Raw genomic sequence first — 12,133 nt, 5'->3', positions numbered from 1 at the left:
AGTGAACGGTCTTAATCCGCTTTTAACCATTGCCAGGCTTTATCTTGTTCGTTCTGATAAAAGTGACTTTCGTCAATATTCACCATTTTGGCAAACACAGCGTCGACTTTTATCAGCCATTCCCACACCTTGGAATCCGAGATCACGGCGACCTTCTCAATTTGTTTCATATGATGAAAGACCCACTTGATATCTTCCCAGCCGGCTTTCAGTCCCCAGCCAGCGCCGTCGTCCAATTGCAACAAAATTCGAATGTTACCATGCTCGTTAATGCGTTTATCCAGTTCATTAAGCCATTTACGCTCTTCGTCGAACTGCAATTGCCCTGACAATTTCACCCCGAAATATTTGCCATCACTTTGGGGAAGCTCTTCGATCATGATTTATCTCCAGCAAGAATTTATGTTTTTAGTATAGGTTTGATTACTTAACTTTCACGATCACCGGGATATTGCGGCAAGGTATCGTTAATGGTGTACCAGCTCACTTGTGACTTGGTGTGTACATGGGCATCGGGCTGAGGGAGTTTTCGGTTTGCTGCAGTAGGTGCAGTCGGTACATTCAGGGTTGCCAGTGCAATTTCCAGAGATTGGCTATCGCTTGTATTAGCCGATTGAAAGGTAAGGCTGGAACCACAATTTTGGCAAAATTGCCGCTTACTACCATTGTGTGCGGTGTAGGTACGAAGCAACGCGTTGCCTTGTCGCCAAGTGATATGTTCAATGTTTACCGGCAAAAATGTGCTAAAGGCCGCACCATGAAATTTTTGACACATGGTGCAGTGACAGTGGGCAATGTTATTGCCAAAAGTACGTATTTGAAACGCGACACCGCCACACAGGCAACTGCCTTCGAGTAACATGTTATACCAATCCCATTAAGTTTGTGCACAACTCAGAGTTAGGTCCGAGGTTCAGTTACAACATAGGTTTCATTGATATAGTCATTCTATATTAATGAAAGGTATTATCACTGTCGTCCATGGTATTTTGCCTATGATTCATTGACTTAATATCTTTTCAATAGATTCCATTTAATGATGCTTAACTGGTTGAGTCAATGATGTCTTCGGCTTTGTACTATCCCCCTGTGGTTTTTAACGCCCACCAGGTGAGTAATAAGCCGGCAGCAATACCCAGCATAAACAGCCCCCAGAGGGAGCCAACATTGGTTTCGTCGCCAAATTTATCGGAGATTTTTAAGGCCCGGATAAAGATGGCAATACCAGAAAATCCACCAAGCAATAATAAGCAGACACCAACAATTAGAACGATAATTTGAAAGCTAGTCATGCGTCACCTCAATCCACATCAAATTCACGTACACCTTTGCGGGTGCGACATTCTTCAACATACGTACGGAGTTTCTCGCGGATCTCTTCCGCATCATCAATGGCGCGAATGGTTACTTTCGGATGGGTGCGATCTGAGGTAGCCATTTCAATATTACTTTTCGAGAACATACGCAAAAAGAATGGCTGATCAAGGCGATAATCGCGAATCCGATAGAGTTCTAACTCGTCTATCTCTTTATTGAAAACCCCATGATGGGTGCGCAATCGTTGAGTGGTGAGCTCATACTTCATATTTTTAACCTGCAACCACTTCCAGAGCATGATAAACAGGGGGATCACTAACCAGAAAAATAGTCCCAACAGAATATACGAACCCATATTGATGACTTGCGAAGGCGTGCCTCGCCAGACTTCTTGCTCTTCAGCCATTATCTCTCTCCAACCCACAGTGACATGTTCGTAAGTCTGAGGTGGGCACTCAGCTTAGAAAACCAATATCACCAATTTCGATAGGAGTGCGAACCATTCAGAATGCCAGCCGAGCGTTGATGCAGGCGCTGCTATTCAGGAAAGCTCAAGCCAATTCAATGCATAGCTCACTGCTTATCGTCATTGGTATAAGTCTCCTGACCGGGTGTCAAAAACATCTGAGATAGTGACAGCAACCTTGCTTTTGGGCGACGCCATTAAGGCAAAGAATACCTTTAGCATCGTCATAACTACTGAGTATTGTTGGCAATTCGTTGTGATGCAAGGCGGGAATGGATTTATCGGATATCGAAGTCGTAATGTTGATAATAAAGCGGTTATTTAAGAATTTGTTATTCCCTTTTAAGTGTTCTGTATGGAATATCCAATATGGTTCATGCATGATACGTTATCGGTTAAATGTCAGGCTCAAGTTATGAATTTGCTCAATAAGCTTCTCCATCAAAAATTTGCAAACGCCGCTATGGTTGTCATTGTATGCGTATTAACTGTCAGTGGCTGTGTTTCACAATCGGCATCGGATACCCCTTCGCCCTATCTGGCAATCGAAGCCAAGGAATTAAATCAGCTTGCTGAGCAGGCAATAGAGACCTTTTCAGGACCCGGAATGGCGATTGGGATTGTCCATCGTGGTGAAATTGACCATATACAAGGTTATGGCTTGCGGGATTTTGAGAGTTCGGCAAGGGTGGATGAGGATACATTGTTTCGACTGGCATCGACGTCGAAAGCGTTTACGGCAGCAGCACTGGCGATTTTGGTTGATGAAGGGAAAATAACCTGGGACGACAAGGTAATTGAGATTATTCCTGAATTTAAAATGCAAGAGACATGGGTTACCAACGAGTTCACCATTAAGGATCTATTGATCCACCGCAGCGGTCTGGTTAGTGGTGCTGGTGATAGTATGCTTTGGCCCGAACCTAGTGGTTTTAGCCGCCAGGAAGTGATTCAAAGCCTAAGGTTTCTAACCCCAAAATACGGTTTTCGCAGTCAATATGCATACAGTAATGTGTTCTATATCACTGCCGGAGAGATTATTGAGCGAATCTCTGGGCACACCTATGAAGACTTTGTTGAACAGCGCATCTTTGCACCTTTGGGTATGAACTGTTTTGCAGGCGATATGCCTTTGTCGGCCATGGATAATATTGCTCGCCCCCATGGCGATGTTGCCGGAGATTTATACGCCATCGATCGCAATGCGATAAAGGGGCGAGCGACGGTATCCGCGGCCGCCGGTGGTTTGGTATGTAATGTCTCAGGCATGGCTGAATGGATAAAGCTTCTGCTCAACGATGGAAAAACCGCGGCAGGTGAGGCTATTTTCTCGAAAAAAGAGTTAGCGCAAATGTGGCGTTCTCAGACGATTCTTTCGATGTCGAAACGGGAAGCTGAGCGCAATCAGAGCAATTTCAAAACCTATGCCTTGGGTTGGCGGAAAAATGATATGTATGGTGAAGAGGTGATCTCCCACACCGGCACGTTATCGGGTATGCAGGCGTATCTGGCCTTGGTTCCCGAACAAGAACTGGGCGTTATTATCTTAAACAATGGCTCCAATGGTTCGCTCCGTGGAGCGATGATGCAGGAAATTCTCAGCGCTTATTTAAATCCGAAAGATACTACCGATTGGATTGCAGACTTTTATCAATATCAGCAACAAGCAGAGCAACGTTATCTGGCAAAGTTATCGATACCACAAGGCTCGAATACGGTAATCCTTGAAGAAAATGCCTATACCGGCGCCTTTGCCGATATCTGGTACGGCGGCGTAAATATCACTGAGGCGAAATCAGCCGCAAACGATACCAAGCAGTCCGAGCTTAGCATAGAGTTTGAAAAAATGCGGAACCTAAAAGGTAAACTAACGCCGTTTGATCAACACACTTTCGTTATCCATTTTGACGACTCCAATGCCGCCTCTCCGGCTTTTATTGAGTTTATTGTCGATGCCGAGCAACAGGTCAGCGGATTTACCCTGCGTCCGTTTAGCGACAAGATTCGCGATAATCATGCATATCGGGATATGGTGTTTAATCGCCTGTCGCTGGGCGGCGACTAAAGGGGGCGGAAGTCGACGAAGAATCGCCTTTTGTTGGTCGGTGATTCGGTAAGACTGCCGGCAGCTGACAAAACCTTCCCGCTGTCAGGTTTAGGGGTATGACCATGGACGGCCGGTATCTTGTTCTTAGATTCCGGATCGAAGTCCGGAATGACGCGAGTTTGTGTTATCCCAAGTCGTCATAACGGCGAAGGCCGGTATCTGGTTCTTAGATTCCGGTTTAGATTCCGGATCGGAGTCCGGAATGACGCGAGTTTGTGTCCACCCAAATCGTCATACCGGCGCAGGCCGGTATCTCGTTTTTAGATTCCGGATCGAGGCCCGGAATGACGCGAGCTTGCGTCCTCTCAAGTCGTCATAGCGGCGAAGGCAGGTATCTTGTTTTTAGGTTCCGGATCGGGGTCCGGAATGACGCAAGTCTGCGTCCTCCCAAATCGTCATATCGGCGAAGGCCGGTATCTTGTTTTTAGATTCCGGATTGGGGTCCGGAATGACGTGAGCTTGCGTCCACCCAAATCGTCATACCGGCGAAGGCCGGTATCTGGTTTTTAGATCCCGGATCGGAGTCCGGAATGACGTGAGCTTGCGTCCACCCAAATCGTCATACCGGCGAAGGCCGGTATCTTGTTTTTAGATTCCGGGTCGAAGTCTGGAATGACGCGAGTTTGCGTCCTCCCCAATCGTCATACCGGCGAAGGCCGGTATCTATAGTATCTCCGGATACAAATCTCGCCAATTCGGATTGCTTTTTTCAATCAGATTAACCTTCCATTGGCGATGCCATTCCTTCATTCTCTTCTCACGAGTTATCGCGTTTTCTAGATCGTCGTAGAGCTCAAAATAGACCAGTTTCGTGAGGTTGTATCTCGCGCTAAAGCCCTCTACGAGTTTCTCTCTATGCTGATAGATGCGTTGCGGTAAATTACTGGTTACTCCGAGATACAACACAGAGTTCTTCATATTGGTGAGTATGTATACGGCCGGCTGTTTCATGGTGAAGTCCTTTTCAACATTGGTTTTATGAGTTTAGCTAGAGATTCCGGATCGGGGTCCGGAATGACGCAAGTCTGCGTCCTCCCAAGTCGTCATACCGGCGAAGGCCGGTATCTGGTTCTTAGATTCCGGATCGGAGTCCGGAATGACGCGAGTTTGTGTCCACCCAAATCGTCATACCGGCGCAGGCCGGTATCTCGTTTTTAGATTCCGGATCGGAGTCCGGAATGACGCGAGTTTGTGTTATCCCAAATCGTCATACCGGCGAAGGCCGGTATCTTGTTCTTAGATCCCGGATCGGGGTCCGGAATGAGGCGAGCTTGCGTCCTCTCAAGTCGTCATACCGGCGAATGCCGGTATCTTGTTTTTTAGATCCCGGATTGGGGTCCGGAATGACGCGAGTTTGTGTCCTCTCGAGTCGTCATACCGGCGAAGGCCGGTATCTCGTTTTTAGATCCCGGATCGGAGTCCGGAATGACGGTTGTGTTGGTTTTTGAACAGGCACAAAAAAGGCGACCTATGTCGCCTTTAGAAACTGTTACAAGTGGTAAGCACAGCGTTTAGCTGAAACTTTCTACTTTCAACTCACCACTTTCACCTTCCACCTTCCAACTCTAAGACATTCCACCTTAGTAGTAGCTATGCTCACCGCGTTGGTGTTCAGTCATATCTTTCACACCTTTCAGCTCGTCACCCATCGCTTCAAGTAATTGCTTCTCAATACCTTCTTTCAAGGTGAAATCCACCTGACTACAACCATTACAGCCGCCACCGAATTGTAGGATTGCATAACCATCGTCAGTAATTTCCATTAACGAACACTCGCCGCCATGACCGGCTAGTTGAGGATTTACTTCGGCTTGCAGGAAGTAATTTACGCGTTCAAACAAAGGAGCATCACTGTCCACTTTACGAAGTTTCGCGTTTGGTGCTTTCAATGTTAGCTGTGAGCCCATTTGATCGGAGACAAAATCAATCTCTGCTTCAACCAGGAACTTTTCGCTGTCTTTATCGACTAAAGCTGAAAAACCTTTGTATTCAATACGGATATCGTCCGGCTCAATGGCTTCGGCCGGGCAGTAAGACACACCACACTCTGCCTGGGCAGTGCCTGGATTTACCACAAATACGCGAATACACGTGCCTTCGGCTTGTTGTGATAAAAGTTTTGCAAAATGCTCTTGTGCCGTATCGGAAATTTGGATCATAGTTAGCTTCTCTCGCGCCTGATTGTGTATAGGGAAGGCTTCATTGGGTGCTGTACACAAACAACATAAAAGGCTGAACCCCCTATACCTGACTAATTAACTCAAGTATGGGGACTATCATACTATTCTCAAGGGCTGAGGGCTAGTTCTGTTCGCTTTTTAAGGCATCATCTGCCGATTCTGATACAAATATGTGAGGTTTTTAGCATCAGTAGGCATGTTGGCGGTGATTGAATTTTTTTCTCAATGTTTGATGACTATACGAATTGCCAGAAGTTTTGTGGTAATCTTTTGTTTTAGATAATTATTGCGTTGTCGCGCTGCAAATTGCGACATCTAAGCAGTCCCCCGTAAACACTTAACCTGGAAACATTTTTCCGGCTAAGTCAAAAATAATAATAGTGGCTTTCGGGCCCAAGGAGACTCCAATTGGTTCAATTTTTTAAAGCACTGGCATTGACAGGTTTATTTGCGTTAACCCCAGTATGCGCCGAGCCTTTGTCCTATTACTTTGAAGAACCCACAACGTATCATAGTAAAATTCCGACACCGAAAGCGGTATTGGGTTTTGACGTGGGCGATCGTCATGTACGCCATGATCAACTGGTTCACTATTTTAAAGAATTGGCTGATGCCAGCAATCAGGTGCGTTTGTTGTCGATGGGTTACACCAATGAGCACCGCCAGCAGGTCTTAGCCACCATTTCCAGTACCAAAAATTTAAACAATCTTGAGCAAATTCTGGAAAATCGCCAGGCCGGCAAAAATCAGAATGCCAACGACCCTGTGGTGGTCTGGTTAGGCTATTCGATTCATGGTAATGAAATATCCGGTTCCCATGCTTCCATGTTAACGGCCTATTACCTTGCCGCCGCACAAACTGACGAAATCAAACAACTGTTAGATGATGTTATTATCCTGATTGAACCGAGTATGAACCCGGATGGGATGGATCGCTTCGTGACCTGGGTAAACACCAATCGAGGTAGCAGCTTAAATACCGATCCGGAGCATCGGGAGCACCAACTGCAATGGCCTTCGGGCCGAACCAACCATTTTATGTTTGACTTGAACCGGGATTGGTTGCCGTTAACGCAGGTCGAAAGCCGCAATCGGGTTAAGTTTTTCCATCAATTTAAGCCCAATGTTCTTGGTGATTTCCATGAAATGGGCAAAGACAGCAGCTACTTTTTCCAGCCGGGCATTCCCAGCCGAACCAATCCATTAACGCCCAAAGCCAATATTGAGCTGACCCAGGATTTTGCCCGTTATCACGGGGAAGCATTGGATGCGGATCATCGGTTGTATTTTAGCCGAGAGAATTTCGATGATTTTTATTACGGAAAAGGCTCAACCTATCCCGATATCAATGGCGCTGTAGGCATTCTATTTGAACAGGCAAGTTCTCGCGGTATGGCGACAACCTCCGTCAATGGCGTGCTGACGTTTGGTTTTGGTATTAAAAATCATGTATTAACCTCGTTTTCAACGTTAAAAGCGGCGCAGCAAAACAAAAAGAAATTGCATCAGTTTCGTACCGATTTTTATGCCCAAAGTGTAGAAATGGCCTCTGATGCTAATTTTGCCGGCTATCTTTTGCATGAGCCCGCCGACCGTCAGCGTTTGAAAGACTTTCTGCGATTGTTGGAGCAACACCAGATTCAAAGTTATGCGTTAACGGACACCTACGAATCCTCTGGTACCAAGTATCGGCCGGGTAGTAGTTATTATGTGCCGTTAGAACAACCTCAATATCGCTTGATCAAAACGATTTTTGAGCAGGTAAAAGAGTTTAAAGATAATACTTTTTATGATGTTTCTGGCTGGACTTTGCCGCTGGCATATAACCTGGATGTAAAACAGATCAATCGCGTCCGGGATTTGGATATTGATTCTGAACCGTTTACCGCGGATTTATTAACCTTGCCTGAGCAAAATATGCCATTACAGGAAGATGCCTATGCATATGTTTTTGCCTGGGATGATTATCTGGCGCCAAAACTTCTAAACACCCTGTTAAACCAGGGGATCAAAGCCAAAGTCGCGACCAAAGATTTTACCCTGGCGGGCGACGGTAAAAATCAGCAGCTAGAATTTTCTGCCGGCAGCATTGTTATCTTGTCAGGTTTGCAAAATCGTACCGATTGGTTCGACAAACTAATGGATACTTACCAGCAGTATCATATTGATATTGTGTCTTTAACCACAGGTTTAAGTCTTAAAGGGATTGATTTAGGCAGCTCATCCATGGTGCCGTTACAACCGGTTAAGGTTATGATGATCGGCGGTCATTCGGTATCCCAGTATGAAGCGGGTCACATGCTGTATTATCTTGATGATACGCTTGGCGTGCCTGTTTCGGTTATCGATGACTATCGATTAAGCAAAATCGATTTTAATGCCTACACCCATGTGATTATGGTCGACGGTAATTATAAGAAAATCGGTGACGCTACACTTGAGAAACTCAAAACCTGGGTTGAAAATGGCGGTGTCATTTATGCTCAGAAACGTGCCAGTAAATGGCTTGCCAGTAAGAATATTCTGCAAAGCAGTTTTGTCAGCGACACCGAGTTGGAACGACTGTTCAATACCGATGATCTGACCTATGCCGATAAAGAGCAGCTGGCGGCGAAAAAACGTATCGCCGGAACCATTTTTGCCACCGATATTGACGTTACACACCCACTGGCATTTGGTTACCTTAACCCTCGTCTACCGATCTTTAAAAACTCTACGGTGATTATGGAAAAAGCCTCGCGTCCGTTCGTGACTCTGGCGCAGTTTACCGAAAAACCGCTGTTAAGTGGTTACAGTGATGATGCCATGGTTGGTAAAGTTGCGGAAAATACCGCGATCACGGCGCATAACGTAGGTAGAGGGCGGGTTATTGCCAGCTCGGAAAATCTGGTGTTTCGAGGTTACTGGCACGGTACCGCGAAAATCGTTGCCAATGCGATATTCTTTCCAAAAGCATTTAGCGTTAGGGTAACGCCATAATCGTTACTCTGCGTATTGTGAACGCCATCAGGTTTGTACCAAGCTAGCTCAGCTAGAGATTGCAACTGATGGCGACACAATAAACACTTACCGTTTTCACCCCGTGGCGTTTTAACACGCGTGCAATTTCATTGACCGTTGAGCCCGTCGTTACCACGTCATCAATAATAGCGACGTGCTCAGGCAGTGGATGCGTCGGGTTAAACATAAACGCACCCCGTAAATTCCTCCTCCGTTTACCACCGCCTAAACCCACTTGCGCGGTTGTGGCTTGTTGTCGCGTGAGTAAGGTATTTGACAGCGGTATGTTGCAGAGTTTGCTTATTTGCTGGGCAATCAAATTTGCCTGGTTGTATTGTCGGGATTTTAAACGGCGCCAATGTAAGGGGACCGGCACCAGAATATCCGGCTGTAGCGCTTTTTGTCCGGCATGCCGTGGCGGTTTTTGAGCGCTTATCTGGTCACTAGCGTGTCCATACAATTGCTGTAGGTACTCGCCTAAAAGAACCCCGAGCAAATCGCCATAATCAGGACGGCGTTGAAATTTTAAGGCACTTATCCAATGATTTATCGGGTACTGGTAAGGTGATAGAACCAATAAGGTATCCAGGTATTTATGGGCGATATGATTCGCAACGCCAGGATACGCCAATAAATTGGCACACTCCATTTGTGGGCTAAACCTTGGCAATGCACATTGGCAATCAGCACATAGCCATTGCGGCTCGCATTTGCTTTGCAAACACCACAAGCATGGACCTAAAGACAACCAGTATTGGTAACAGGCTTTTAAGCGCGCCCACGCCCAAGGCACAACGCTGATCGCTGGTATGGTTTCCACTTTTCCCTTCCTTGCGTAAAATGAAACTATCTTTCGTCGTTTTCCGAATAAGTATCACTAAGCATGGCAGAGTTATTACACGTACACAGACAGGGTGAAGCCTCAACACAACCTTGCATTGTTTTTATTCACGGCTGGGGACTCAACAGCGCTATCTTTGCCCCCGTCAGTAAACGACTGAGTGAGCATTTTCAGGTAATTGGTGTTGACTTGCCGGGGTTTGGTTTAAATCATCAAAATGCCCCTGACGATTATGCTCTGGATACCGTAACCGAGCAGGTAGCAGCGACTTTGGCTCAGCAATTACCCGGGAAAGCGGTGATCGTTGGTTGGTCTTTGGGTGGGTTGGTCGCAACGCAACTAACCCTGCGCTATCCGCAGCTGGTATCCGGGCTTGTTAGTTTATGTTCGACGCCAAAATTTAGCGCCGATGATCATTGGCCGGGTATCGAGTCGCAATTATTAACGTCATTTCACGCCGCGCTCGCGGATGATGCTCAGAAAACCATTAATAATTTTCTCAAACTTCAGGCCATGGGCTCAGAACATGTGCGTCAGGATATTAAAACCATTCGCGCATTAATCAATGAGTACCCGAATGCCAGCATTACAACACTGGATCATTCCTTAAATTTACTGGAACAGGTCGATCTAAGAGCCAAGCTGGTAAATGTGTCGGTCCCGGTTTTGCGGATGTATGGCCGGTTGGATGCGCTGGTACCGAAGAAGGTTATCTCGCAAGTGGATAAATTATGGCCAGATACGGACAGTTATACCTTTGAGCGCGCCTCACACGCGCCATTTATTTCCCATAGTGAAGAATTTTACACTGTTTTAATGGGCTGGATTACTGGTAATATACGCACAGATAACAACAATATTACAAATGCCACTGAGTGAGCGGTATTTGACATATTTGGTACAGATAGGCAGTTATGAGTTCTCCACTAGCAAAGTCATTATTACTCCCTTGTGGCGCAGAATTAGCTAATCGTCTCGGTAAAAGTGCGATGACAGAAGGGTTGGCCGATCCCTGGGACAGGCCAACACCGGCATTAAATACCCTATACGAAACCTGGTCCGAAGGTGGCACCGGATTGCATATTTCCGGCAATGTGATGATCGACCGTCGCTACTTAGAGCGCGCCGGTAACGTGGTTCTTGAAGACAGCCGCGATCTGCCAAAGTTTAAAGCCTGGGCTGCGGCGGGTACCAAAGGTGGTAATCATTTTTGGATGCAAATATCCCACCCAGGACGTCAGTGCCAAAATTTTGTTAATACCCAGCCGATTGCCCCATCGGAAGTACAGTTAAAGATTCTCTCCTTCTTCTCTAAACCGCGGGCGATGACGCAAATTGAAATTGAAGATGCGATTTACCGTTATGCCAATACCGCGCGTTTAGCGAAACAGGCCGGGTTTACCGGTGTGCAAATTCATTGTGCTCATGGATATTTGATCAGTCAGTTCTTATCGCCGAAAACCAATCTCAGACAAGATCAATGGGGCGGTAGTCTGGAAAATCGCGCCCGCTTTGCCCGTCGTGTGGTTCAGGCGGTTCGTAAAGCCGTGGGGGATAGTTTCCCGGTGGCGGTTAAACTCAATTCCGCCGACTTTCAAAAGGGTGGCTTTACCCAGGACGATTGTATTCAGGTTGCAGGCTGGTTGGCCGAAGATGGTATAGATTTACTGGAAATTTCCGGCGGTACCTATGAGCAGCTATCGTTAATGGGTGTGGAAGCAACTGAAGTCAGAGACAGTACGCGACGCCGAGAAGCGTATTTTATCGAGTATGCACAATCGATAAAGGAAAACGCTAAAGTGCCATTGATGATAACCGGTGGTTTTCGTTCCCGGGAGGTGATGGAGCGCGCGGTGGAAAGTGGTGAAGTAGACGTGGTTGGTTTGGCCAGGCCTTTGTGTTCACAACCCGATGTAAGTCGGCAATTAATCGAACAGCAGGTTGACCGAATTGATGATTTTGAACATCAGCTAAAAATCGGAACCGGATTTTGGGGCAATAACAGTCCGTTATCATTGATAAAAACCATGAATACGGTTGGTCAGGTAAGTTATTATTACAAGCAAATCATACGCTTATCTCAAGGATTGAGCCCGGATAGAGACTTTAATGTGTCAAAAGGCTTTTTCCGGCATTTGTATACGGATATCCAAAATAATCTGGCGCGTAATAAGGCTCAGGGCAAGAAACTGTTTAGTAGTAATTAACAACCCATAAAGAAC

Annotated in this window: 11 protein-coding genes; 4 read left to right on the top strand and 7 right to left on the bottom strand. The window is 46.3% G+C overall.

The window, feature by feature from the left end; all coding sequences use genetic code 11:
• Positions 1-11: 11 nt before the first annotated feature.
• The 4 genes from ACHUFQ_RS03310 to ACHUFQ_RS03295 form a co-directional block, all read right to left on the bottom strand.
• On the bottom strand, positions 12-380 hold the full coding sequence (locus ACHUFQ_RS03310) for a SpoIIAA family protein (RefSeq protein ID WP_394172946.1): 369 nt from the start codon (positions 378-380) through the stop codon (positions 12-14).
• 47 nt (positions 381-427) lie between these two features.
• Positions 428-862 (bottom strand): GFA family protein, encoded by a 435-nt coding sequence (locus tag ACHUFQ_RS03305; RefSeq protein WP_394172945.1) that lies wholly within the window; start codon positions 860-862, stop codon positions 428-430.
• Between the two features lie 217 nt (positions 863-1,079).
• The gene (locus tag ACHUFQ_RS03300) at positions 1,080-1,292 is read right to left on the bottom strand and encodes a hypothetical protein (protein ID WP_394172943.1); all 213 of its coding nucleotides are present in this window, start codon (positions 1,290-1,292) and stop codon (positions 1,080-1,082) included.
• 8 nt (positions 1,293-1,300) lie between these two features.
• Positions 1,301-1,723 carry a PH domain-containing protein gene (locus ACHUFQ_RS03295; RefSeq protein WP_394172941.1) on the bottom strand — a complete coding sequence of 141 codons (423 nt, stop codon included), beginning with the start codon at positions 1,721-1,723 and terminating at the stop codon, positions 1,301-1,303.
• A 415-nt stretch (positions 1,724-2,138) separates the two neighbouring features.
• Here ACHUFQ_RS03295 and ACHUFQ_RS03290 point away from each other — a divergent pair, with 415 nt between their 5' ends.
• Complete coding sequence (locus tag ACHUFQ_RS03290) at positions 2,139-3,848, top strand: serine hydrolase (RefSeq protein ID WP_394172940.1); 1,710 nt, start codon at positions 2,139-2,141, stop codon at positions 3,846-3,848.
• Between the two features lie 705 nt (positions 3,849-4,553).
• Here ACHUFQ_RS03290 and ACHUFQ_RS03285 read toward each other — a convergent pair.
• On the bottom strand, positions 4,554-4,841 hold the full coding sequence (locus ACHUFQ_RS03285; RefSeq protein ID WP_394172938.1) for a GIY-YIG nuclease family protein: 288 nt from the start codon (positions 4,839-4,841) through the stop codon (positions 4,554-4,556).
• 629 nt (positions 4,842-5,470) lie between these two features.
• Complete coding sequence (nfuA, locus tag ACHUFQ_RS03280) at positions 5,471-6,049, bottom strand: Fe-S biogenesis protein NfuA (protein ID WP_394172937.1); 579 nt, start codon at positions 6,047-6,049, stop codon at positions 5,471-5,473.
• A gap of 429 nt (positions 6,050-6,478) precedes the next feature.
• Between nfuA and ACHUFQ_RS03275 the strand changes: the two genes are divergently transcribed.
• Positions 6,479-9,049 (top strand): M14 family metallopeptidase, encoded by a 2,571-nt coding sequence (locus ACHUFQ_RS03275; protein ID WP_394172935.1) that lies wholly within the window; start codon positions 6,479-6,481, stop codon positions 9,047-9,049.
• Between the two features lie 52 nt (positions 9,050-9,101).
• Here ACHUFQ_RS03275 and ACHUFQ_RS03270 read toward each other — a convergent pair whose 3' ends face one another.
• Positions 9,102-9,890: a ComF family protein gene (locus tag ACHUFQ_RS03270; protein WP_394172933.1), complete on the bottom strand. Its 789-nt coding sequence runs from the start codon at positions 9,888-9,890 to the stop codon at positions 9,102-9,104.
• A 63-nt stretch (positions 9,891-9,953) separates the two neighbouring features.
• Here ACHUFQ_RS03270 and bioH point away from each other — a divergent pair, with 63 nt between their 5' ends.
• Positions 9,954-10,790 carry a pimeloyl-ACP methyl ester esterase BioH gene (bioH, locus tag ACHUFQ_RS03265; protein ID WP_394172931.1) on the top strand — a complete coding sequence of 279 codons (837 nt, stop codon included), beginning with the start codon at positions 9,954-9,956 and terminating at the stop codon, positions 10,788-10,790.
• A 35-nt stretch (positions 10,791-10,825) separates the two neighbouring features.
• Positions 10,826-12,118: an NADH:flavin oxidoreductase/NADH oxidase family protein gene (locus tag ACHUFQ_RS03260; protein WP_394172929.1), complete on the top strand. Its 1,293-nt coding sequence runs from the start codon at positions 10,826-10,828 to the stop codon at positions 12,116-12,118.
• Positions 12,119-12,133: the final 15 nt, after the last annotated feature.

Source organism: Thalassotalea litorea (assembly GCF_043642205.1).
GTDB lineage: Bacteria > Pseudomonadota > Gammaproteobacteria > Enterobacterales > Alteromonadaceae > Thalassotalea_A > Thalassotalea_A litorea.
This window is presented reverse-complemented; position numbering and strand designations above follow the sequence as displayed.